This is a genomic window from Fictibacillus arsenicus, from assembly GCF_001999465.1.
GTDB classification, from domain to species: domain Bacteria; phylum Bacillota; class Bacilli; order Bacillales; family Fictibacillaceae; genus Fictibacillus; species Fictibacillus arsenicus.
Genome location: NZ_MQMF01000003.1, coordinates 19,339 through 43,289, shown reverse-complemented (window position 1 = coordinate 43,289; position 23,951 = coordinate 19,339). Strand labels below are relative to the sequence as shown.

The window sequence follows — 23,951 nt, the reverse complement described above, 5'->3', positions numbered from 1 at the left end:
GTATTTAATTAGTTTTGTTTGATTGTTTAAATTTCTTTTACAATTCCTTTAACTAACGAAAGGAAATTAGCTTTTACCATCTCTGTTGTTTCCATTACTTCGTCGTGAGTAAGCGGCTGATCTAAAATTCCAGCTGCCATATTCGAGATACAAGAGATTCCAAGTACCTTCATTCCCGCATGGCGAGCGATGATTACTTCAGGGACTGTAGACATTCCAACTGCATCTGCCCCAAGAACACGAAGCATTCTTACTTCAGCTGGAGTTTCATATGAAGGGCCTGTATTCCCTGCGTATACCCCTTCTTTCAGTTTGATGCTAAGCTCTTTCGATACATTTCTAGCAACGTCCTGCAATGATTTCGTATATGCTTCACTCATATCAGGAAAACGAACGCCAAATGAATGATCGTTTGCTCCTATCAAAGGGTTATCCCCCATGTTGTTGATATGATCAGTAATCAGCATGAGATCACCAGCTTCGAAGTCTTTGTTTACTCCGCCTGCTGCATTTGTAACAACGATTGTTTCTACACCGATGAGCTTCATTACTCGAACAGGAAACGTTACTTTTTCCATGGAATAGCCTTCATAATAATGAAAGCGCCCCTGCATGGCTACTACTTGTTTTCCAGCAAGCTCACCGATCACAAGCTGACCTGCATGTCCTTCAACTGTTGATACAGGGAACTCAGGAATTTCTGAGTAAGGTATTACAACAGGATTTTTAATTTCTTCAGCTAAAATTCCTAATCCCGATCCTAGGATCAGTCCGATTTTAGGTGAAGAATCTAATTTTGATTGAATAAATTCCGCTGATGTTTGTAATTTAGTTGACATTTCTTTTCCCCCTTAAAGCTGGCTTAAAAAGCTTTTTCCAATCTCTGGTTTTTTCACATTATAGTTTTCTGCGATTGTAGCACCAATATCTGCAAATGTATTTCCTGTATTTAGTTCTTTTCCTTTTTTAATTCCATTGTGATAGACCAATAAAGGTACATATTCACGCGTATGATCAGTCCCAGGATGAACCGGATCGTTTCCATGATCCGCTGTAATAATGAGCAGATCATCATCTTTTAATTTATTTAATACTTCAGGCAGCCGAAGGTCGAATTCTTGAAGCGCTTCACCATACCCCTTTGGGTCCCTTCTATGGCCAAACAGTGCATCAAAATCTACTAGATTTAAGAAATTAAGACCCGTGAAATCTTCTTCCATTGATTGAACCAGCTTGTCCATCCCATCCATATTTGATTTCGTACGGATTGCTTTAGTTACACCCTCACCATCAAAGATGTCTGAGATCTTACCTAAGGCGATGCTGTCAAAGCCGCCGTCTTGAAGTTCATTCATAACCGTTCTGCCAAATGGCTTTAATGCATAATCGTGACGGTTTGCCGTTCTTTCAAACGCACCTGGTTTCCCAGTAAAAGGACGAGCAATGATTCGGCCAAGCATATACTTGCCTTCGCGTGTCATTTCTCTCGCTGTTTCGCAAATTTCATATAACTCTTCGATTGGAACAATATCTTCGTGCGCTGCGATCTGCAAAACCGAATCGGCAGATGTATATACGATTAGTTTTCCAGTGTTCATATGTTCTTCTCCAAGCTCAGAAATAATCTCCGTTCCTGAAGCTGCTTTGTTTCCAAGAATGCCTCTTCCCCACTTTTCAGTCAGCTGGTTTATTAGCTCATCAGGGAAACCTTCCGGAAACGTTTGAAATGGTTCCTGAATGTGAAGACCCATGATCTCCCAATGTCCTGTCATTGTATCTTTTCCATTTGATAGTTCAGGAAGTTTTGCAAAATGTGCGAGCGGGTTTTCCGCTTTTTCAATACCTTTCATTGTTGAATCAATATTTCCAAGACCCAATTTTTCTAAATTTGGCACCTGCAGTCCATTCATATGTTCTGCGATATGACCTAGGGTATGAGCCCCTTTATCACCAAACTTGTCAGCATCAGGTGCTTCACCGATACCGACAGAATCCATTACGATTAGAAATGTGCGTTTAAAACGTGATTGTTCCATTTTTTCCTCCTGAAGTTCTTATCTACATTCTATTTACTATTTCCTTTTAAACCGTGCAGCAAACAGATCCTTTATGATGTCAGAAGTCTGACAACTAAAAACAAAAAAGATGCTCACGCCCTTGGATGAAAGGCGGAGTAAACATCTTTTAATCTAGTTTTAGTCACATGAGTATAAATCTGTGTGGTTGAAATGTCAGCGTGTCCGAGCATTTCTTGTACTGCACGCAAATCTGCACCATTCTCTAAGAGATGTGTTGCGAAAGAATGACGAAGAGTATGCGGCGTTAAATCCTTCTCTATTCTAGCCTTTTTCGCTAACTGTTTCAATATTTTCCAAAAGCCTTGTCTGGATAATCGATTACCATGATGGTTCAGAAACAGTGCTTCCGTTTTCTTGCCTTTTAACATTTCCGATCGGCCGCTATTAACATAACGTTCTATCGCTGTTTGAGCCATTTTTCCAAGCGGAATTATTCTCTCTTTGCTTCCTTTACCCATACAGCGTATGAACCCCATATTTAGGTGGATATCACTTATGTTTAATTGAACTAATTCAGAGACCCGAATCCCTGTAGCGTATAGAAGTTCGAGCATTGCTTTATCTCTTTGCGAGAAAGGATCATTCGAAGCTGGCGTCTCGAGCAATGCCTCAACTTCTTGGGGAGACAGCACTTTTGGCAATTTTCTTTCTGTTTTTGGTGTTTCAATATGTACAGAAGGATCTTGAAGCGAAACCTTCTCTCTGAACAAAAACTGATGGAATGAACGTATAGATGCAATATTGCGTGCTAACGTTGTGGAAGCCTTACCATTTTCTTTTAAAAATAAAAGATATCCCATAATATTATTGCGTTCAATCTGATTAATTGTTTCTATAGATTCCACTTTTTCTAAAAAAAGAACATATTGAGTCAAGTCTCTTCTGTAAGAGTCTATCGTATTTTTTGAAAGGGCTCGTTCAACAATGATATATTGAAGAAAATCCTGAACATGATCGTTCACTGTACCCCTCCTTATTCACCCGTTTGATAGAAATAAAAAAGCCGTTTTAGTATATTCGAATCTTTATCCGTACTCAAATTGAAAACTTTAACCGCTTTCCCTTTAGGTTCGTCATATTTATGGTAATTTTCATATTCCTGATTAATCCAAAGCAAACCAAAATAGAAAACAAGCGTGCATAAAGAAAAAACTAAAAAAACTTTCGCCGTATTCCAAACGATTTTCATCCAGGAAACCATCGTGTCCACCCCTGTCCCTCTAATAGTACAGGTTATGCCCACATGTTCCTATATTATACGTAAAAGTTAAAACTACACCTCATACGTTACCTGATTCATAAACTTTTGTAAATATTTCTTTCCATTAGAAAAGTAATGAATAATGATAAAAAAGGAAGCGCTACTCTCCGCTTCCTTCACCTTCATTATTATCGTCTGAGTGACATCTATGACAAATACCATGAAATGTCAGCCTGTGATCTTTGATTTTAAAATTCCAGCCCTCTTCAACAACTTTTTCCACATCGCCAAGAAGGTCTTCTTGTATTTCATCAACAGCTCCACACTCAATACATACCAAATGGTGATGAAAGTGATCCGCACCTTCTGTTCTAAGATCATAACGGGAAACACCGTCACCAAAGTTTATTTTATCCACTACTTTAAGTTCTGTTAAAAGTTCCAGTGTACGGTAGACTGTCGCAAGGCCAATTTCTGGCGCTTTTTCTTTGACAAGTAAATAGACATCTTCCGCACTTAAATGATCTTCTTCATTTTCGAGGAGGACTCTCACGGTCGCCTCACGCTGTGGAGTCAGCTTGTAACTTTGTGAATGCAGCTGTTTTTTGATACGGTCGATTCTGCTTTCCATACCCGTTTCCTCCTTATGTATACACAACATAATTATAAGCATGGAAAAAAAAGTTGTCAATTTAAAGTCATTTTAATTAACGATTTAAACTTATTATCAAAAAATAATTATTATCGCCTATTGAATTGACCACTTTATGACTTGTTCCATTAAAGCCGGCGTAAAAAACGCTTCTAGAGTTGAGGCTAAAAATACCATGATACCAACTCCTGCTACCAGCAAGGAATAACGCAGCAACTGCGGCAAAAAAGGAACATGATGTCTTTTGAAAGCAAGTTGGCGGATCATTTTAATAGAAAAAGAAATCGCTGCTACTGAAACAATAATAAAAGCAGGAATTAATAGTACGTTTTGAGGCAGCACCGAAACAAATGATAATAAAAAACCATACCAGCCCATCTGATTAACAAGGAATCCTACAGTGAACCCGATCACTACACCTTTTAAAAACAGCATGATCAAAATGACAGGCAGCCCGATAACAGATAAACCTAAAAGCCACATAAGCCCCATATATTTTAAATAATGTCCAAAACTTTGAAAGAACATATCTGATCTACTTGTAAACCCGCCTTCTGATGCTTGGATAAAAAAACGGGATAAATACGTATAAAGATCCTGCTTTTGATTAAGGCTTAAGGAATTAACGATGATTGCTCCAAAAATTACTCCCATTAAAAATAAAACGCCAACAAAAGCGTAAAGCGTTTTATTTTCCTGCAAGTGCTGATGCATATAGTAACGAAGATTATCCATGTTGCCTTCCTCCTCTACCAAAACTCTTATTTCTATTCTATGAATCAGCAGAGGAGGTATGTCTCTTTTTTATGAATTAATAGGTTTACCCGTTACAATCTTGCCGTAAGTTCCCCCTCCGCCCATCTGGATAGAAAGTTCTCCAGAACGCGCAGAAAGGATATGAGCTGCAAGTGAAGGTTTTACGATTTTTTTCAGCTGTTCAGCAGGGGCAGCATGAATGATATCCATATCAGTACCGAATGCTTCTCGTAATTTATGAAGTGTCTTAGGACCAAGGCCAGGTATAAACTCTAGTGGAATTTGATGTATATATGGCGGGCGGTTTATAGAAATTTGTTCTGAATTGCCTTTCAGCTCTTGGATTCTGTCATGAACTCCTTTAATAAACCTGCTGCTGCCGCATTTTCCGCAAGTATTCATGTTTTTATAATCGAAAGCATCCAAACATTTTTCACATACTGAGTTATAATACTTTCCCAGGTAAGGATTTAACCCGTAGTTTGCGATGATTCCTCTTCCATCTTTACCTTCTAAAGCCATTTTAAATTCCTTAAAAGAAGGTTCAGCTAGAGAAATCATCTGATACTCACGGGCAATCTTCTCTAAAGAATGAGCATCTGAGTTAGATAAAAACGGATAAGGCGACAGTTCATTTAACCAAGATGCCATTTCTGTGTTTGAGCTTAGTCCCAGCTCAACAGCGTCTATTAAATTCGGATCTAGAATTTCATTGATAGAAGATTTAACCCCTTTTCCATACAAACTTTTAAATGGAGTAAAAATATGAGCGGGGATAAATAATCCTCCTAATTGATGAACTGTATTTTGCAGCTCTTTTGCACTCCCGTACATTCGCTGTGAACTCAAATTAATATTTTTCATCCGAGCACCCAGCCAAGAGCTTAATGATTCCATTTTGTTTAAATCAGGCATATATACTAAGACATGAAGAGGGCCTTGACAGTTTTCATCATTAATTTCAATTTCAGTACCGGGAATGAGAGTGAGTCCGTTCACTTCTAATCCACCGCCCTGGTGTTCATTCAACTGCCCGTTATCCTTCATTTCTTTCAATTCATCTAAAACTTCCGGTGCATGACAATCAATAATTCCGATGATATCCATACCTTTTTTGTATTTTGCTTCATATAAAATATTCAAAAGTGTTAAATTACGAGAACCTGTTATCTTAACAGGTCTTCCTGTTCGTGATGCACCGATATGAATATGCATATCGGCAAAAAATGGACGAAGATTATCTGCCTGCTGCACGAGCAAGCTCCATATACATTACACCGTAGGCCGTTTTTGCATCATGAATTCTTTCGTCTCTTACCATTTGTCTCGCTTCATCAACACTTACTTCCATAACATTTAAAAATTCATCTTCGTCTGTCATCTGTGCACCTTTTTTTATTAGTGAGTCTGTAAAATATAAATGAATCAGCTCATCAGCAAAACCTGGAGAAGTGTAAAATGAACCGATAGCCTCCATCTTTTCGCAGCTGTACCCTGTCTCTTCAAGCAGTTCCCTTTTTGCACATTCCAGCGTATCTTCTCCCATTTCTAGTTTACCTGCAGGAATCTCAATGATGGTCTTCTCTAGAGGTTTGCGGAATTGTTCCACCATGAGGATTTTCCCTTCATCTGTAACAGCCAGTATTGCTACTGCCCCTGGATGCTTAACGATCTCACGTTTTCCGATTTTTTTGTTAGGCAGTTCCACTTCTTCTACAAATAAATCTATAATCTTTCCATTATATATCTGTTTTTTGCTTATCGTTTTCTCTGTCAAATTTTCCATTTCACACACTCCAATGGTCTATTTATTTCTTTTGCTACATAAAGTCTATCATACTTTGGAATACTTCCATTACTAGTAAGTAAAAGGGGGGTAATAATGAAGATCTATTTGCAGCCAAAAGGAATTACTTTAGTAGGGAAAGCATGGCAGATCAAATATATGTTGAGAAACTATATGCGCCAGCACGAGCTTGTCCAAGACTGGATTAATGCAACAGCACCTAAAAAGTAGCTTCCCAGAAATCGGGAAGTTTTTATTTTTGTGTATTTATGTGATACGTTTAATAAACAAAAATTCCGGTAAAATACCATTGGAGGAGAATAAGATGATCGACAAAAGAAGAATAGGCACATCTGAACTTTATGCAAGTGAACTTGGCTTTGGCTGCATGTCCCTTTCTCCTGACCTTGGGAAGGAAAACGAGAACATTGTGAAGACAGCTCTCGATCATGGCATAAATTATTTTGACACCGCTGATTTATATAACTTTGGCTGGAATGAAGAATTAATAGGAAAGCTTTTAAAAGATGTTAGACAAGATGTTATCCTTGCAACCAAAGGCGGTAATGAATGGAATGAATCTAAGGATAGCTGGAATTGGAATCCATCTAAAAAGTACATAAAATCTGCTCTTAAAGAAAGCCTCCGCCGTTTACAAACAGATTACATCGATCTTTATCAGCTGCATGGCGGAACAATCGAAGATCCGATGGATGAAACAATTGAAGCTTTTGAAGAACTAGTGTCTGAAGGATTGATCCGTTATTATGGCATATCGTCCATCCGCCCGAATACGATTTCATATTATGCTGAGCATTCTAACATCCAAAGTGTGATGATGCAGTACAGCCTTTTAGACAGAAGACCCGAAGAACTTTTCCCGTACTTAAAAACTAAAGGAATTAGTGTTGTAGCAAGGGGACCTGTCGCAAAAGGATGGCTTAGCGAGAAGGCGTTTAAGAAGAATCGCAGCGACAAGTTTCTATCTTATACTGGATCCGATATTCAGCAACAGTTAGAAAAGGTTAAGACGCTCATCCCGCAAGACGAAAAACTTACTCAAACAGCATTAAAATTTATTCTAAGTCACTCAATTGTAGCAACCGCTGCAGCTGGAGCGAGTTCTACTGAACAACTCTTAGAAAATATCAATACATTTAATTCACCGAAGCTGACAGAAAGTGAAAGAAAAGAACTTGAGGCTTTGTTTCCAGCAGAAAAGTATGAAACTCACAGGACATAACTTATTAGCAAAAAAAGGATGACACCAATATATTTTGGGTCATCCTTTCTTTTATTTCGCCAGTTTCAAAATCATTGCAATCCCCTGGCCACCGCCGATACAAAGACTCGCAACGCCGTAAGTTTCATTCCTCTTCTTCATTTCGTATGCAAGTGTTAACAAAAGTCTCGCACCGCTTGCTCCAACAGGATGACCTAATGCAATAGCTCCTCCATTTACATTTGTACGGCTGCGGTCAAGCTTTAGCTCTTTTTCTACAGCTAAGTACTGGGAGCTGAATGCTTCATTGATTTCAAACAATCCAATATCACCTATAGACAGGCCTGCTCTTTCCAAAGCCATCCCAACCGCTGGAACAGGACCGATTCCCATGACGTTAGGGTCTACACCTGTAACAGCCCATGAAACAATCTCTGCCAAAGGTTTTAATTTCTTTTCCCGTATGTCATTCTCATGAGCAAGTATTAAAGAAACAGCACCGTCATTAATAGATGAAGAGTTTCCTGCTGTCACTGTTCCATCTTTTTGGAAAGAAGGACGCAGCTGTCCAAGCTTTGAAGAAGATGTTTGCGGTTTAATTCCTTCATCCTCAGTAAAGTGCTCACCATTTCTTAAAGTTACTGGCGTGATTTCATCTTTAAATCGGCCGCTTTCACGTGCTTCTGCAGCTTTTTGATGGCTATGACTTGCATATTCATCTTGTTCTTCTCTTGAGATGTTATACTGTTGTGCTAAATTTTCTGCAGTAATCCCCATCCCGCATCCTATATACTCATCACTTAATGTTTTAAGCAGCATATCTTCAAAAGAGATTGCACCAAACTTTTGATTATGAAACCGGTGAGTAAATGAAGCGTGAGGAGATTGGGACATGTTTTCAATTCCACCGCATAAAGCTATGCCCCCTTCATGATCTCGTAGATTCTGCATGGCAGAGACAACAGCTTGCAGCCCCGATCCGCATAGCCGATTGACCAGCATTGCGGGAACACTTGCAGGGACACCTGCCTTTAGCGCTGTATGACGCGCCACATAAGCTGCATTCTTACTAGAGTGAATAACATTTCCGTATACAACATCTGTTACATCCGAAGGAGTTACATTGGCACGCTTCATCGCTTCAACTGCCGTTGTTTCTCCTAGGTGTGTTGGAGATATATCTGTTAAAGATTTGCCAAAAGAACCAAATGCCGTTCTAGCACCATCAATTAAATAGATAGTCATGTCAACTCTGCACCTCTTTTAAAAGATTAAGAACCCTGCACAAATGATGATCCCGCTGACAATTAGTGCTATTAGGCAGAATCCCATAATATCCTTTGCTTTTAATCCTGCAATCGCAAGCGCAGGAAGTGCCCAGAATGGCTGGATCAGGTTCGTCCAAGCATCACCCCAAGCCACAGCCATTGCAGTCTTGGCTTGAGATACACCAAGTGCATTTGCCGCATCAAGGACTACATGTGCTTGAACAGCCCACTGTCCTCCGCCTGACGGAACAAAAATATTTACAATTCCTGCACTTAAAAACGTAAATAATGGAAGTGTGTATTCGTTTGAAATAGCTACAAACCATTCCGACATTTCAGTAACAAGCCCTGAGCCAACCATCATCCCCATGATACCTGCGTAAAAGGGAAACTGAATGATTATCCCGCTTGCTCCTTTAACGGCCTCTGCAACACTATTAATATAGTTTCTTGGTGTTTTATGAAGAAGAATACCTATAAATAAAAAGAGGAAATTAACAAAATTAATATTTAAATTAAAGCCGCTAGTTGCAAAGAAATAAACCATATAAGCAATACCTAAAATTCCGATAATCATCGAGAGCCACATGCTGTTTTCAAGCTTTTCAGCTGGTGTACCCGCTTCAGCTAACGTTGCAGCTTCAACACTGTCATCCAGCAATGAAGGGTCAATTTGATATGCTGATTCTTTACTCATCATAAGCCTGTTTGTTATCGGTAAAATGATAAACAATGCAGCAACAATAAATAGATTAAAAGGGGCAAATAATGTTTCACTTGTCGAAATGATACCCATCGATTCTTCCATAAAGTGTCCTGGAGTAGCAATCGTAAGCGGGATCGATCCCGACAATCCAGCATGCCATACAACGAATCCGCTGTAAGCACTCGCAATCAGCAGACGATAATCAGTGTTCTTTACCTGCCGTGCTAGCTCTTTAGAAAAAATAGCTCCAATTACTAAACCGAATCCCCAATTGATCCAGCTCGCCAATAGTGCTACAAGTGTAACGCTGATGATGGCCTGTCCTGGAGTGCGTGCGAATGAAGCTAGTTTTCTTAACACCCTTTTAAAGAATGGAGAACTCGCCAATACATACCCAGTAACTAAAATAAGTACCATCTGCATTGAAAATTCTAGAAGCTTCCAAAACCCGTCTCCCCAGAATGAAACCATTTTTACCGGAGACTGACCAGTAATGGCCAGTCCGGGTAAAAATACAACTCCTGTAAGTAAAATAACGAATATAAAAGGGTCGGGTAAGTACCGCTGCATTAATTTATTTGAAGCACGGGTCAATGCTTGGAACATTGTACACCCTCCTTTTAATAGGCGTTTAGTTTAATATCATCTGAGACTGTAAGTTTAGCTTCTGTTGAATTTAAAACATCATCAACAGAGTATCCTTCTGCAACTTCTCTTAAAACAAGACCATTTTCGGATACATCCATTACAGCCCTGTCAGTAATGATTCGCTCAACTACGCCTTTTCCTGTCAAAGGAAGCTGGCAGCTCTTTAAGATTTTGCTTTCTCCTGCTTTATTTACATGTTCCATGATTACGATGATTTTTTTCGCGCCATGAACAAGATCCATCGCTCCGCCCATTCCTTTAATCATCTTGCCTGGAATCATCCAGTTAGCAAGGTCGCCATCCTCTGAAACTTCCATTCCGCCTAAAATGGCAATGTCAATATGACCGCCGCGGATCATAGCAAATGATTCAGAGCTGTCAAAATAAGATGCGCCTTTAATGGCCGTTACTGTCTCTTTCCCAGCATTGATCAGGTCAGGATCTACTTCGCTTTCAAGAGGATACGGTCCAATTCCGAGGAGCCCGTTCTCCGATTGAAGCACAACCTCCTTGTTATCCGAAATGAAGTTAGCTACCATCGTTGGCATTCCTATTCCTAAGTTTACATAAAAGCCTGATTCAATCTCTTTTTCTGCACGCTTCGCGATTCTTTCTCTGATATTCATTACGGTTCCCCTCCTCTAACCTTGTTTTACTGTTAAGCGTTCAATACGCTTTTCTTGAGTTCCCACGATTAACTTTTGCACGTACACACCAGGTGTATGTATGTAGTCGGGATGAAGATCTCCAATTTCAACAATCTCTTCTACCTCTGCAATCGTTACTTTACCTGCAGCAGCGATCATCGGGTTGAAGTTACGAGCTGTTTTGTTATAGATCAGATTTCCTGCTTTGTCTCCTTTTGCAGCACGAATTAAGCTGAAATCTGCAATAATCCCTTCTTCAAGCAGATATTCTTTTCCGTTGAACGTACGTGTTTCTTTTCCTTCAGCGATCGGTGTTCCAACTCCAGCTGGTGTATAGAATGCAGGAATTCCAGCACCGCCTGCGCGAATTCTTTCAGCAAGCGTTCCTTGCGGGATAAGTTCTACTTCAATTTCACCTGATAGCACTTGTCTTTCAAACTCTTTATTCTCACCAACGTATGACCCTATCATTTTCTTAATCTGTTTGTTTTTAAGAAGGAGACCTAAACCCCAGTCATCCACTCCGCAGTTGTTTGAAATCACTGTAAGATCTTTTGTTCCTTTTTCTACTAAAGCAAGAATTAAATTTTCGGGAATGCCGACTAATCCAAAACCGCCTACTAAAAGAGTTGATCCATCTTTAATGTCCGCTACAGCTTCTATAGCTGAATTTAATATTGGTTTCATGACCTATCTCTCCTTTTCTAATGTTTTACAAATGTAGAATCTGTCTTCTTCCTTCGAAAACATTAATTTTCTTCGTTTTCAAAGATAGAGGCTACTCCCTGGCCCCCGCCGATACAAAGCGTTGCTAAACCGCTTTTCGATTTTCTTCTTTTCATCTCGTGAAGCAAAGTAACGACAATTCTTGCACCGCTGGCTCCGATCGGATGTCCAAGGGCAATCGCTCCGCCATTAACGTTTAATTTCTCTTTATCAAAACCAAGATCTTTACCTACAGCAAGTGACTGACTTGCAAAAGCTTCGTTTGCCTCGACAAGATCAATATCATCCATGTTCATATTCGTTTTCTTCAGCACTTTTTGCACTGCTTCTACAGGCCCTATGCCCATTACTTCTGGTGCTACACCCGCACTAGCGTTCGCCTTCACGACAGCAAGTGGTTTTACTCCAAGTTCTTCTGCCTTTTTTCTGCTCATTACAACAAGCGCAGCTGCTCCATCATTGATTCCTGAAGCGTTCCCTGCTGTAACCATTCCGTCTTTTTTGAAGGCAGGTCTTAATTTGGCAAGCTTTTCACTTGTAGAGCCTGCTTTCGGATATTCATCCTTATCTATGATCAATGGATCTCCTTTTCTTTGAGGAATCTCCACTGCTGTAATTTCATCGTTAAACTTTCCTTGTTCTTGAGCTTCAGCACACTTTCTTTGACTTTCAGCTGCGAATTCATCCAGTTCCTCACGGGAAAGCGAATGCGTTTCACATAAATTTTCAGCTGTAATTCCCATATGATAATCGCCAAACGCGCACCATAAGCCGTCATTAATCATAGAATCGACCATAGGGGCATTGCCCATGCGCAATCCATCTCTAGCTCCGTTCAGCAAATAAGGAGCCTGGCTCATATTTTCCATTCCACCGCATACGATTACATCGGCTTCGTCCAGCCAAATTGCCTGGCAAGCAAGATGAAGTGCTTTTAATCCAGAGCCGCATACTTTATTGATTGTCATGCTTGATACACCGATCGGCAGTCCTGCTTTAATCGCTGCTTGACGAGCTGGATTCTGTCCCAACCCGGCTTGGAGAACATTCCCCATGATGACTTCATCTACTGCATCATGCGGGATACCAGCCTTTTTTAAAGAGTCTTTGATTGCAATTGCTCCTAATTCTGTCGCTGCTACCGTTTTTAAACTTCCCATGAAGCTTCCAATCGGCGTTCTGACAGCGCTTACAATGACAGCTTCTCTCTCTCTTGAAACCATTTGTAGTCTCCTCCTCTTTAAAACGTAAAAATTTCTGAAAATTCCTTTATATCATACCATAACAATTCAAAAGTATTGCAACCTGTGATTTTTTACAGTTAAAATATAATAAGAAAACGGTTTCAAGGAGGGGTTTTAACAAAGATGGAATTACCCGAGAGAGTGACTCTGATCGAAGTCGGCCCGCGGGACGGACTTCAAAACGAGAAAAATTTTATAACAGCAAAGGATAAGATTCAATTTATTTCTCTATTAAAAAATGCTGGTTTTCAAGAGATGGAGCTCACCTCTTTCGTTTCGCCAAAGTGGGTTCCTCAGATGCAGGACGCTGGGGCGGTTATTGAACATTGCATGGATGACCTGCGCAACTTTGTTCTCGCACCGAATAAAAAAGGGATTGATATGGCAGTCGAAGCCGGTGTGAAGCATATTGCTGTTTTTGTAGGTGTAAGTGATTCATTTAACAAAAAAAATATCAATAAGACTACAGAAGAAAGCATGAACGAGTTACGACCACTGATCGAGGACCTGAAACGCAGAGGTTATTTTGTAAGAGCTTGTATCTCTACCAGCTTTTATTGTCCATTTGAAGGAAAGATAGATGAGTATGCTGTTCTAAAGGTTTGCCAGGACTTTGAGGAAATGGGTGTTGATGAACTAAGCGTGGCTGATACGATCGGAATGGCAAATCCTGTTGAATGTTTTGAACTGTTTACTTTATTAAAGCATCACCTGCGCTCTACTACACTTATAACAGGACATTTTCATGATACGCGCGGAATGGCACTTGCGAACATTTTTGCGAGTATGCAAGCTGGCATAGATCGCTTTGACACATCTGCAGGAGGACTTGGAGGATGCCCTTTCGCACCTGGCGCCTCAGGAAACGTTGCCTCTGAAGATGTAGTCTACATGCTGTCCCAGATGGGAATCTCTACAGGCATACAGCTTGATAAACTCTTAGAAGCATCTGCGTTTATCTCACCGCTTCTTTCAAAACCAGTATCAAGCAAGCAATTCTGTCTACTTAAGAATGTTCTTCACGGATAATGAACAAATTGTAGCTTTTAGAAGTAGTTGATTTCCGTTTCAGGTGCTCCCTTTCCGCGGGTGTGCGGTGAGCCTCCTTGGCACTATGCACCATTAGGAGTCTCACCTGTCCCACTGATCCCGCAGGAGTCTCGCACCTTACACTCCAATCAACTAGCAATGAAGCGACTTCAATAAAAACTTTTGCAATATCAATGTAAGGATACAAAAAAAACACGGGCTTATTAGCTGCCCGTGTTTTGCTCTGTTTTATCGTAATATTTCATCGCAGGATTTAAGATCTCGCTTGGGCTTTTTAAGGAAAAATGATTGCCAGCAGGTGCATCGATCGTCATCTTTTCATCGAAGAAAACCTCCGTGTTGTAATCCAAATAAAGATCAGGCCCGTTGGTCATGATTCTCGTATCATTATCCTCTGGTTTATCAATCAGCCATAGTGCTGCAACACCGCTCACAACACATCCGCATCCTTCTGTATCATGCTTCAGTTTTACGAATCCCTTTTTGCCTTGTATTCTGTTTTGCAGTCTTTCCAGCCCTGCATCAGTAAACACACATTTCATAAAATTAAAACTCACCTTTCTTTTTTAAAACTTCTATCGCCCACTCACACCAGGACAGCCAGCTCTCCATATACCGAACCCCAAATTCACTCGTTAAATATTCTCCAAGCTCATTTTCTTTATAAGTACCATTTGGGAAATGTTCATCTTGCCATTTTTTCGTCATCATGAGTCCCATCTGGTGATGCTCTTTGCTTTTTTCAAGAAAAGCTATTGCCTGTTCACCCGGTATAAAATGAAACATCGAAACTCTTAAGAGCAAATCATCTTTCAGTTTAGGAACATTTACTGGTTTATTCAGCATCCATTCGAGCAGCTGCTCAAATCCTCTGTCAGTAATTTTATATATTTTCTTATCTGGATAATCAGTTTGTTGAATAACTTTGGATTCTGCCAGCCTCTCTTCTTCCATTTTAAGAAGTTCACGGTAAATCTGAGTATGATGGGCTGTCCAAAAATGGATAACTGTTTCTTTAAATTGCTGTGTAAGCTCATAACCTGTTGCTTCATTTTTTGCTAATAAACCTAACAGCGCATACCTTAACGCCATTTGTTACCCTTCTTTCTAACTATACTGATTTGAATTGTAACATACTTTTCACAAATTCTTTATTCAATTTACTTGATATAAAACTGATACTTTTATTATATTATAGTTAAACATATGTGAAAATACACATATTAATCTAAACGTGGGAGAGGAACCTATGAACTGGCTAACAAAATTTAGTTTAAAAAACCCGGTAGCAATATTTATCTTTTCTTTTTTATTGATTGTGAGCGGTGTTTTTTCGTTCACAAATTTAAAAGTGGATTTGCTTCCTAATGTTGAGTTTCCGCAGCTAACGATCCAGACTGTATACCCTGGAGCTTCACCTGAGGATGTAAATAAGCAAGTAACTGACAAGCTTGAAACTCAATTACAACAAGTAGAAGATGTAAAGACGGTGAAAAGTTCTTCCTTGGAAAGTGTTTCAATCATCAGTATGGATTTTCCTTTTTCTGCAAACATGGATGATGTTGAAGATCAAGTGAAATCCATTATTTCAGAAACTGATCTGCCTGACTCTGTTGAGCCGGACGTTAGCCGCTTTTCTTTTGGTACTATTCCGATCTATAACATCTCCTTGTTCCCTGAAAAAGAAAACGAAGATATTCAAGCCTTTGTTGACAAAGAACTGATACCTGAACTAAAGAAGATTCAAGGTGTAAATAACGTATCTGTCGGCGGTGTAAAAGAAACATTCGTATCCATTACACTCGATCGTGTGAAAGCAAAGCAAGCTGGTGTTTCACTTAACGCTGTCAAAGATGCCATTAAAGGCCGAGATCTATCATTTCCAGCAGGAACCGTTACAGATGATTCTATTACTGTTCCTGTCCGTGTAGAAGAAGTGGTTGATACGATTGCAGAATTAAAACAAATATCGATTCCGGGTGCTGCTGCAGCTCCATCAGGAAGCCAAGGCGGAGCAAACGGTCCTGGAGAAGGCGGCGGACCTCCTGCTACCGGTGGCCAAGGAGCTCCTGCGCAAGCACAGGCATTTGGATCTTCTCCTCGCGTAAAGCTTGGAGATATTGCTGAAATTAAAGAAACCGAAGATATAAATGAAATTACACGCTACAACCAAAAATCTTCTCTATCTATGGCTGTTACTAAAAAACAAGATGCAAATACCGTTGAAGTAGCAGAGAAAGTTATAGAAGTTCTCAACAAAGAAAAATATGACGATAAATTAAATTATGCAATTGGGTTCGGACAGGCAGAAGGCATTAAAGATTCTGTGAATACTCTCGTTAAAGAAGGTCTTTACGGTGCCATATTCGCTTCTCTTGCTGTACTCATCTTCTTAAGAAACTTCCGTGCAACAATAATTGCGATTATATCTATACCGCTCTCATTGTTAGTTTCAGCAATTTTCTTAGACCGTCTTGATATTACGCTTAACATTATGACTCTTGGCGGAATGGCCGTAGCTGTCGGCCGTGTAGTAGATGATAGTATCGTAGTTATCGAAAATATTTTCAGACGAATCAGAAAGGCCGATGGCACATTTGACCGTAATGAATTAATCATTGATTCTACACGGGAAATTTTAAAAGCAATCGTGTCTTCTACCATTACAACAGTAGTAGTTTTCTTACCGCTTGGTCTAGTTGGCGGTGTCACGGGAGAATTCTTCCTTCCATTTGCATTAACCGTTGTTTTTGCTTTATTAGCTTCACTTATTGTAGCCGTTACAATTGTACCTATTCTTGCAAAATATGCTTTTAAAAAGGTAAAGCCTGAAAAAAATGACGGTCCAGTGCAGCGCGTATATGAAAAACTGATTAAAGCATCACTAAATCATAAAATTATCGTTCTGTTAACGTCCTTTATTCTCCTTGGAGGATCATTCTTCCTTGCTACAAAACTTGGAATGGTATTCCTTCCAAACGAAGAGCAGAAAACATTAACAGTCAACGTTGAACTTCCAGCAAGTACGAATGTTTCTAAAACGAATGAAATTTCCTTGGAAGTAGAAGAATATTTAGCTGGACGCGATACGATTAAAGACGTTACTGCAGGTATCGGTTCCCGTGATTTCCAAACCGGTCTTAAACGTCAGAACGTAGCAAACTATTTTATTAATCTTGAAAAAGAAACAAACGTTGAAAAAGAATTGAAAGAATTAGAATCCGGTATAAAAGAAATTACAGACGAAAAATCAAAAGGAACAGTTCTTAGCGTACAAGAAGTTTCTAGCGGAGGACCTCCTTCTAACAATGAAGTCAACATCGATCTTTATTCGAATGATTTAGATGATCTTCAACAAGCAGCAGCTGAAGTTGAAGAATATATGAAGACCCTTGATTCCATAAAATATGTTTCAAATAACTTCAAAGACACACAAAAGCAATGGGCTGTTAATATCGATACTGAAAAGGCAGCTGAAAAGGGTGTCTCAGGATTCGCTGTCCTTGGTGCAGTCTCTGATGTTACGAAGCCAGTTGAAGTCGGAGAATTGACTCTTGATGGCGACGAAAAGAATGTAAGAGTTGAATATGATGAAGCTGTAAAAACTCTTGAGGAAATTAAAGATCTAACTGTGTTTGGAACATCTGGCCCTGTAAAGGTGTCTGAGGTCGCAGATGTATCTGAAAAAGAAACGGTAACTGCTATCCAGAAGCTTGATGGAAAAGTCTATGCCCAAGTTTCTGCACAAGTAAAAGGTGATAATGTTCAAAAAGTAACTCAAGAAGTAATAAAAGGTGTAGAAGATAGTGTTGATCTGCCATCATCTGTATCAACAGAAGTCGGCGGCGGAAGCGAAGAAACAATGGATACGTTTAAAGACCTGGGTCTAGCGATGCTTGTTGCAATCGGTCTCGTATACTTAACGATGCTGATTACGTTTGGCCGTGCACGTATACCGTTTATTATTCTTTCTTCTCTATTATTTGTGCCAATCGGAGCAATCGGCGGATTATTCTTAATCAATGAACCGCTTTCTGTGAGTGCTATGATTGGAATATTGATGCTTATCGGTATCGTAACAACAAACGCGATCGTACTAGTTGACCGTATTGGACAGAACAGAGAAGTCAAGGGCATGCCAGTGCGAGAAGCACTGCTTGAAGCAGGTAAAACTCGTTTAAGACCGATCTTAATGACGGCCTTTGCTACAATTGCAGCACTTATACCGCTCGCATTGACTACTTCTTCTGGAACATTAATCTCAAAAGGACTTGCAATTGTGGTTATCGGAGGACTTACTACTTCCACTCTGCTTACATTAATTATTGTTCCAGTGCTTTACGAACTATTTTTTAGAAGACAGGCAAAACGCGAAAAAGCAAATAATATTGGTTAATTTTAAAAGAGTACCGCCTCTCCCAGAAGAGACGGTACTCTTTTTATATGAGCCTTATTGCTGTTATTTTAGTCAGAAGAAAAAAATTAGGGACTTTAGTCCATGTTTCGCTTTTAAAATTAATGGGAAATATATCAGCAATTCACAACCTCAGGAGGCTATAAAAATGAAACAGATTTGTTCAAAAAAAGTTAAAGTTACAGCTAAATATACCGTAAATAAAGCTCTTGAAATTATGCAGTCTGCTAAATCTATTAACAGTCAGCTTTTTTTGTCCAAAAACGGCCATACCGTTCACGCATCAGGACTTTCCCAGCTCGTATCATTTTTCCTTACTTTAAAAGAAGGCGATTCTTTTCTGTATATCGTTGAAGGAGCAGATGCTGAATCAGCTCTAAATGTCATTACTAAAGATACAGCTTTTTAATCAATTATACTTTTTTATAATCCAATCCTTGCCTTCATCTTCTTTTTGAATATAAGAGGTAATCCCACAATAACAAAAAGCAAGGTTGTTCCGATCCAGATGACTTCCTTGCTTTGAGATGTCATAGAAGTACCAAGATAGGTATAAGCTATCGTTCCGGGAATTATTCCGATTGCTGTTGCAATTGCGTAATCTTTGAATTTCACTTTTGTAATCGAAGTTAAATAGCTTACAAGATCATAATTTAATACAGGAAGCAGCCTCAACAGCAGTACGTAACGAAACCCTTCTCTCTCAATATTGCTGCGTATTTTATTATACCTTTCATTTTTCCATTGCTTACTTTTCTTAAATCGGCCTAACTGGTTAACAGCATAATAAGTGACTAGCCCTCCTCCAAGCGAGCCGAGATATGTATACAAACAACCCCAGTAGAAACCAAACGAAAGACCGCTTGTTATTGCAAATATAGACGATGGAAATAATACAAAAGGTCTCACTGTATAGAGCAGTATAAAAAGAAACGGTGCTACCAGTCCCCATTGCATGATCCAATTTCTAAATTCTTCAGGACTAAATCCTTTATAATTTTTTTGCAGCCACAAAACTAATAAGACTATAATAGCCGCACTTATCATGATGAACAGCCACTTTTTTGTGATTTTCATATTTCCTCCATGAGAAATCTAATTTAGTATGCATTTTTCCTTCTTCTGCACATATCCATACATATGTGTGATGGTAAAGGAGGTTATATTGTGATTGTAAAAGCAACAGCACCCATTTTTGCAGACCGTGCTGCGAAACTTGTAGAGCTTACAGGCAGTTTTCAAGAATCTATTTATATAAAAAAAGGAGACCGCACAGCTGATGGAAAGAGTTTCTTAGGCATTATTGCTCTTTCCATCTATCCAGATGATCCGATTGAAATTATTTGTGATCCGCCCAGTACTTACCTGAAAGAGAAGGTTCTCTCATCAGGGCTTTTTGCTTCCTGTAACGCGTGATATTAAATTTAGCAATTTCTATTATATAATCTTCCCACTCTATTGGCTATTTTTTCCTATAATCAAAAAAAGCCGGGAAATAATCCGGCTTTATATTTCTTTTAGTTGCTTGTCTATTTGATTTACTCTTTCTTGCAAATGTGCTTTTGTTTCATTGAGCATTAATTTATAGATTTCGAGAATCATATTGCTGTAATTTGTACCTGGAACTGCCCACTTCCCGTTTAATTGATTCCATGCCTTTGCGCTACCTCTTTGAACAAGATCGAATCTCGGGTCAACCAAAGGATATTGCGGAGGTAAAGGCTCTGTGGAACTATATGCATATAGATGCTGTATGTGAGCCAATACACCTTCTTCTGGTGTTTTAAACGCTGCTCCTTCTGTCTTCCCGGTTGCGCCAATTCCAGCAAAATTATTTTGAGATGCTTTTACACTGCCCTGAAAGCGGAAATATCCTGTTTCATGAATAGCTTGTGCATATGCCGCGTCTCCTCTAATTCCGTATACTTGTCCGATTTGAACATATAATGCAGCTAATTCTGGCGCATTCGGATTTACTTTACGAACAAATCTTTCTATTTCATCGGCAGCAAGCAATATTGTTCCTTGTATTGTTAGGCCAGCTGGAGGTACTGGTTTTGGAGGTACTGGTTTTGGAGGTTCCGGTTTTGGAGGCTCTGGAGCTGGTCCTTGCCCATTATCTTCTCCTTTTACTATTACATAGGCATCCTTTATTCCTAAAGCGCGTATCTTCATGACGTGAGCTTCAGCATTGTCTCTTTTTTGAAAAGCTCCAGCTTGTACTCTGTAATATTTTTTATTGCTTATTGTCTCTTCATCAATAAATGCTGAAATCTTCTTATCTGCTAAAAAACGAACTCTTGCTTCAGCATTTTCTTTTTGTTCAAAGGCACCAGCTATCGTGATAAAAAGATCTTTCGTTTCTTGCTGTTTTTGTTTTAATGAAAGCCCCGCGGCAACCCCTGATGCAATGGCAGCAGATACTTCATTTTGGAAATCCTGTCTGTTTAATAGAGCAAGGTTCGCAGCGTTATCGATAAATAAAACCTCCAGCAGCACAGCTGGCATCTTTGTTTCACGAAGCACATGAAAATTCGCCTTCTTCTGTCCTCTGTTTCTAGCTCCATATTTATTTATTACTGCTGATGTACGAGCATGTATTGCATTTTGTATTTTTTTTGTTTCAGCTCCAACGTTTATATATACATAACTTTCGAAACCTTCCCCGCCACCACTGTTTTGGTGAATCGATAAATAGAAATCCGCCATTTGCTTGTTAGCATAATCTGTTCTTTCATCTAATGAAACCGTTGCATCTGAGCTGCGGGTCATCAATACTTTCACTTCATAGTTATTCTGCAGATAAGATTGAATTTTCTTGGCGATTGCCAGGTTATATGTTTTTTCAAAACTGTTCTTATTTACCGCTCCCGGATCATTCCCGCCATGGCCCGGATCAATAATAATGACTTTCAAAGTGTCACCTTCTTTTAATCCATTTCAAACGCTTTCGTTGCGCTTACTTCTATTAAAAACGAAAAGAAGGTATACTAAAAGAGCCATATGACTATTTTCATCAAAAATGGATATTTGACTAAGGTGGGTAACTGAATGGAAGCTGCTTTATTGGGAAGTGTTTTATCTGCATTAGCAACCGGCTTTGGTGCATTACCTGTTCTTTTCTGGTCTCAGGTGACACACCGGTTCCGTGATATACTGCTTGCGCTTACCGCAGGTATCATGGTCGCTGCATCAACTTTTAGTTTAATACCTCAAGCGCTTGAACTATCAAACTTAACTGTGCTTACAGTCGGTATTACTCTTGGCACACTGACTCTGATGATCTTAGAAAGATTCGTACCGCATGTAGACTTAGATCATACTAGAATCCTTAAAGGCATTGATGCGAAAGCAGCTTTAGTTATTGCTGCCATTACGCTTCATAACCTTCCCGAAGGGCTATCAGTAGGTGTAAGCTACGCGAGTGATGATGCAGGTCTCGGAGGATTGATCGCTTTTGCGATTGGTTTGCAGAATGCTCCTGAAGGTTTGCTTGTTGCACTCTTTTTAATACATCAAAAGATGAACAGACTAAAAGCATTTTTCATAGCCACTTTAACTGGAGCTGTTGAAATCGTTACGGCTATGATTGGTTATGCTTTAACTTCATACGTTGAAAATCTTGTGCCTTATGGGCTCTCTTTTGCTGCTGGTGCGATGCTGTTTATTGTTTATAAAGAGCTGATTCCTGAAAGCCATGGTGACGGACATGCCCGCTCAGCAACATTATCATTTATTGCCGGACTTTTAATCATGATCTATTTAACACAGATTTTTGGCTGATGCACATAGAAGCTGGCTCAGAGTTTTGAGCCAGCTTCTTTCAATATACGTATTCGATATCCACGATGTCCATCACTTTTAGAAGATGCATCATGTTCATTTTATCCATCACGCGCAGTTCTTTTTTTATTTCGTCCACATAATGAACATGGCCGGCGAGCTCGGCTATCTTTCCTTTTTGATAATACATGAATTTCAGTAGCCGGTTCTCCTCCATCGCCACACAGATGATTTCATTAAATTCTTCATACCTTTGTTCATCAAGCTCTGGTTTTCTTCCGTAATCCAGACCATCCTGATGTTCTCTTAACATTTTCACGTGTTCTGGAAGCATCATAGCAGTCCATTTTATCGTTCCTCTGTCACGAATCACCGTTTCTCCCTCCTATGCCTTATGTCCGCCTAAGAGACGGCTTCTGTATAGTGCAGTCCCTCCCTTTGTATAAGAAACAGCCCGCAAGAGAGAATTCGAACCATATTTTTGCCTGATTTCGTCCATAACATAGCCGATTTGTCTTTTTTTCGGATGATCTAAAGAAAAGAGAGTGAGCTGTGTTTCCGTATCCTCACACACGTTTGACAAAGCAATCGATATTTTCCGTACAGTCTGCCCCTGATAAAAGGTGCGAAACAATTCCAGACAAACTTGATAAAGCTCCATCGTAATATTAGATGGCTGCTCGATCGTCTTAGAGCGGTAAAAACCTCCGCCTCCTTCATCTTTGCTGTATCCTACTCCAAAGCTTATCGTCCTCCCTGCTTTCCCTGCTCTTCTTGCGCGTCTTGCCACCTCTTCACACATCTCTAAAATGACATGTTTGATCTCGGTGATATCTGTATAGTCTCTGAGCAAAATCTGGCTTTTCCCATAGCTGATTTGTCCCTGCATGATAGGAGCACCAATTTCGGATAAATCGATTCCCCATGCATGATAGAAAAGCTGATTTCCCATGATGCCGAATTTTTTCTCTAAAAGTTCGAGCGGATAATGTGCCAGGTCACCCACTGTCACAATCCCCATCCTGTTTAAGGTCCGCTCCACTCTTGACCCGATTCCCCACATTTTGCTTAAGGGAGATAGAGGCCAAAGTTTCGTTTCAACATCTTTATACCCCCACTCGGCAACACCTTTTTTCTTCGCCTCAAGATCTAAGCAAAGCTTTGACATCAGCATGTTCGGTCCAATTCCGATCGCACACGGCAATCCGAACTCTCTCCAGATATCCCGTCGGATTTTTTTAGCTAATTCCTGAGGATTTCCCCATAACTTTTCCGTTCCGTCTGCTTGAAGAAAACTTTCATCCACGCTGTATGTGTGGATGGATTCAGGCGGGACATAACGATGCAGCAGCTTTGTAATTTCCATTGATCTTTCGAGAAAAAAGGACATTTGAGCGTTTACTACAATGATGTCTTTATTTTTAGGAATTTCAAACAAGCGGTTTCCAGTGCGGATACCGAAATCTGCTTTTAATCGCGGAGAGGCAGCAAGAACGACACTTCCCTGCCGTTCTGTATCTCCCACCACTGCTAAATAACATGTGAGCGGGTTTAACCCTAAGCGAACAGCTGCACAGCTTGCGTAAAAGCTTTTCATATCCATACACAAAATGGTACGCTCTGGCATATCTTCATAGTTCATTTGTCACAGACCCCCTTACCAAAATACGAACATCTGTTCTTTATATGTATACCCATTTTAACCGAATATATGTTCTTATCACAATGGTAATTTTTTCAGCAATTTTTGCAGATTGACGTTTTGGGCTC

Annotated in this window: 26 protein-coding genes; 7 read left to right on the top strand and 19 right to left on the bottom strand. The window is 39.7% G+C overall.

Annotation, left to right across the window (positions count from 1 at the left end):
• Positions 1 to 26 precede the first annotated feature (26 nt).
• The 8 genes from UN64_RS14180 to UN64_RS14145 form a co-directional block, all read right to left on the bottom strand.
• On the bottom strand, positions 27 to 839 hold the full coding sequence (locus UN64_RS14180; protein ID WP_077363908.1) for a purine-nucleoside phosphorylase: 813 nt from the start codon (positions 837 to 839) through the stop codon (positions 27 to 29).
• A 12-nt stretch (positions 840 to 851) separates the two neighbouring features.
• Positions 852 to 2,036 (bottom strand): phosphopentomutase, encoded by a 1,185-nt coding sequence (gene deoB, locus UN64_RS14175; protein WP_077363906.1) that lies wholly within the window; start codon positions 2,034 to 2,036, stop codon positions 852 to 854.
• A 113-nt stretch (positions 2,037 to 2,149) separates the two neighbouring features.
• Positions 2,150 to 3,040, bottom strand: coding sequence for a site-specific tyrosine recombinase XerD (gene xerD / locus UN64_RS14170; protein WP_077363904.1), 891 nt, complete (start codon positions 3,038 to 3,040; stop codon positions 2,150 to 2,152).
• Between the two features lie 11 nt (positions 3,041 to 3,051).
• Positions 3,052 to 3,267 carry a YqzK family protein gene (locus UN64_RS14165; protein WP_306460380.1) on the bottom strand — a complete coding sequence of 72 codons (216 nt, stop codon included), beginning with the start codon at positions 3,265 to 3,267 and terminating at the stop codon, positions 3,052 to 3,054.
• A 172-nt stretch (positions 3,268 to 3,439) separates the two neighbouring features.
• A complete protein-coding gene (gene fur, locus UN64_RS14160) occupies positions 3,440 to 3,910 on the bottom strand; it encodes a ferric iron uptake transcriptional regulator (RefSeq protein WP_077363900.1) in 471 nt (156 codons plus the stop codon).
• Positions 3,911 to 4,027: 117 nt separating this feature from the next.
• Positions 4,028 to 4,666, bottom strand: a complete 639-nt coding sequence (gene spoIIM, locus UN64_RS14155) for a stage II sporulation protein M (RefSeq protein WP_077363898.1) — start codon at positions 4,664 to 4,666, stop codon at positions 4,028 to 4,030.
• 69 nt (positions 4,667 to 4,735) lie between these two features.
• Entirely contained in the window at positions 4,736 to 5,941 is a 1,206-nt protein-coding gene (locus UN64_RS14150) for an endonuclease Q family protein (RefSeq protein WP_306460373.1), read from the bottom strand.
• A complete protein-coding gene (locus tag UN64_RS14145; protein ID WP_077363896.1) occupies positions 5,925 to 6,473 on the bottom strand; it encodes an NUDIX hydrolase in 549 nt (182 codons plus the stop codon). Before UN64_RS14145 ends, UN64_RS14150 begins: the two co-directional genes overlap by 17 nt.
• Before the next feature lie 96 nt (positions 6,474 to 6,569).
• Here UN64_RS14145 and mciZ point away from each other — a divergent pair, with 96 nt between their 5' ends.
• Entirely contained in the window at positions 6,570 to 6,704 is a 135-nt protein-coding gene (gene mciZ, locus UN64_RS14140; protein WP_077363894.1) for a Z-ring formation inhibitor MciZ, read from the top strand.
• Positions 6,705 to 6,801: 97 nt separating this feature from the next.
• Positions 6,802 to 7,716 (top strand): aldo/keto reductase, encoded by a 915-nt coding sequence (locus UN64_RS14135; protein ID WP_077364631.1) that lies wholly within the window; start codon positions 6,802 to 6,804, stop codon positions 7,714 to 7,716.
• 51 nt (positions 7,717 to 7,767) lie between these two features.
• On the opposite strand, the gene UN64_RS14130 is transcribed toward UN64_RS14135, so the two are convergent.
• From UN64_RS14130 to UN64_RS14110, 5 genes are all read right to left on the bottom strand, one after another.
• On the bottom strand, positions 7,768 to 8,940 hold the full coding sequence (locus tag UN64_RS14130) for a thiolase family protein (RefSeq protein WP_077363892.1): 1,173 nt from the start codon (positions 8,938 to 8,940) through the stop codon (positions 7,768 to 7,770).
• Positions 8,941 to 8,958: 18 nt separating this feature from the next.
• On the bottom strand, positions 8,959 to 10,275 hold the full coding sequence (locus UN64_RS14125) for a short-chain fatty acid transporter (RefSeq protein WP_077363890.1): 1,317 nt from the start codon (positions 10,273 to 10,275) through the stop codon (positions 8,959 to 8,961).
• A gap of 14 nt (positions 10,276 to 10,289) precedes the next feature.
• Positions 10,290 to 10,943 carry a CoA transferase subunit B gene (locus tag UN64_RS14120; RefSeq protein ID WP_077363888.1) on the bottom strand — a complete coding sequence of 218 codons (654 nt, stop codon included), beginning with the start codon at positions 10,941 to 10,943 and terminating at the stop codon, positions 10,290 to 10,292.
• A gap of 15 nt (positions 10,944 to 10,958) precedes the next feature.
• Positions 10,959 to 11,651 carry a CoA transferase subunit A gene (locus UN64_RS14115; RefSeq protein WP_077363886.1) on the bottom strand — a complete coding sequence of 231 codons (693 nt, stop codon included), beginning with the start codon at positions 11,649 to 11,651 and terminating at the stop codon, positions 10,959 to 10,961.
• A 62-nt stretch (positions 11,652 to 11,713) separates the two neighbouring features.
• On the bottom strand, positions 11,714 to 12,913 hold the full coding sequence (locus tag UN64_RS14110) for an acetyl-CoA C-acetyltransferase (protein WP_077363884.1): 1,200 nt from the start codon (positions 12,911 to 12,913) through the stop codon (positions 11,714 to 11,716).
• Between the two features lie 144 nt (positions 12,914 to 13,057).
• Between UN64_RS14110 and UN64_RS14105 the strand changes: the two genes are divergently transcribed.
• On the top strand, positions 13,058 to 13,963 hold the full coding sequence (locus UN64_RS14105; RefSeq protein ID WP_077363882.1) for a hydroxymethylglutaryl-CoA lyase: 906 nt from the start codon (positions 13,058 to 13,060) through the stop codon (positions 13,961 to 13,963).
• Positions 13,964 to 14,187: 224 nt separating this feature from the next.
• On the opposite strand, the gene UN64_RS14100 is transcribed toward UN64_RS14105, so the two are convergent.
• Both UN64_RS14100 and UN64_RS14095 read right to left on the bottom strand, forming a co-directional pair.
• Positions 14,188 to 14,526, bottom strand: coding sequence for an iron-sulfur cluster biosynthesis family protein (locus tag UN64_RS14100; protein ID WP_077363880.1), 339 nt, complete (start codon positions 14,524 to 14,526; stop codon positions 14,188 to 14,190).
• A 4-nt stretch (positions 14,527 to 14,530) separates the two neighbouring features.
• Entirely contained in the window at positions 14,531 to 15,076 is a 546-nt protein-coding gene (locus UN64_RS14095; protein ID WP_077363878.1) for a PadR family transcriptional regulator, read from the bottom strand.
• A 157-nt stretch (positions 15,077 to 15,233) separates the two neighbouring features.
• Here UN64_RS14095 and UN64_RS14090 point away from each other — a divergent pair, with 157 nt between their 5' ends.
• Both UN64_RS14090 and UN64_RS14085 read left to right on the top strand, forming a co-directional pair.
• Positions 15,234 to 18,380 (top strand): efflux RND transporter permease subunit, encoded by a 3,147-nt coding sequence (locus UN64_RS14090; RefSeq protein WP_077363876.1) that lies wholly within the window; start codon positions 15,234 to 15,236, stop codon positions 18,378 to 18,380.
• Positions 18,381 to 18,546: 166 nt separating this feature from the next.
• Positions 18,547 to 18,807 carry an HPr family phosphocarrier protein gene (locus UN64_RS14085; protein WP_077363874.1) on the top strand — a complete coding sequence of 87 codons (261 nt, stop codon included), beginning with the start codon at positions 18,547 to 18,549 and terminating at the stop codon, positions 18,805 to 18,807.
• 14 nt (positions 18,808 to 18,821) lie between these two features.
• Here UN64_RS14085 and UN64_RS14080 read toward each other — a convergent pair whose 3' ends face one another.
• Positions 18,822 to 19,475, bottom strand: coding sequence for a TVP38/TMEM64 family protein (locus UN64_RS14080; RefSeq protein WP_077363872.1), 654 nt, complete (start codon positions 19,473 to 19,475; stop codon positions 18,822 to 18,824).
• 90 nt (positions 19,476 to 19,565) lie between these two features.
• Between UN64_RS14080 and UN64_RS14075 the strand changes: the two genes are divergently transcribed.
• Positions 19,566 to 19,814, top strand: a complete 249-nt coding sequence (locus UN64_RS14075; RefSeq protein ID WP_171978927.1) for an HPr family phosphocarrier protein — start codon at positions 19,566 to 19,568, stop codon at positions 19,812 to 19,814.
• Between the two features lie 90 nt (positions 19,815 to 19,904).
• On the opposite strand, the gene UN64_RS14070 is transcribed toward UN64_RS14075, so the two are convergent.
• Positions 19,905 to 21,314: an N-acetylmuramoyl-L-alanine amidase gene (locus UN64_RS14070; protein ID WP_077363868.1), complete on the bottom strand. Its 1,410-nt coding sequence runs from the start codon at positions 21,312 to 21,314 to the stop codon at positions 19,905 to 19,907.
• Positions 21,315 to 21,449: 135 nt separating this feature from the next.
• Here UN64_RS14070 and UN64_RS14065 point away from each other — a divergent pair, with 135 nt between their 5' ends.
• Positions 21,450 to 22,181 (top strand): ZIP family metal transporter, encoded by a 732-nt coding sequence (locus tag UN64_RS14065; RefSeq protein WP_077363866.1) that lies wholly within the window; start codon positions 21,450 to 21,452, stop codon positions 22,179 to 22,181.
• 40 nt (positions 22,182 to 22,221) lie between these two features.
• Here UN64_RS14065 and UN64_RS14060 read toward each other — a convergent pair whose 3' ends face one another.
• Together UN64_RS14060 and UN64_RS14055 are read right to left on the bottom strand one after the other, a co-directional pair.
• A complete protein-coding gene (locus UN64_RS14060; RefSeq protein ID WP_077363864.1) occupies positions 22,222 to 22,554 on the bottom strand; it encodes a YolD-like family protein in 333 nt (110 codons plus the stop codon).
• Positions 22,555 to 22,566: 12 nt separating this feature from the next.
• Positions 22,567 to 23,823 (bottom strand): Y-family DNA polymerase, encoded by a 1,257-nt coding sequence (locus UN64_RS14055; RefSeq protein WP_077363862.1) that lies wholly within the window; start codon positions 23,821 to 23,823, stop codon positions 22,567 to 22,569.
• Positions 23,824 to 23,951: the final 128 nt, after the last annotated feature.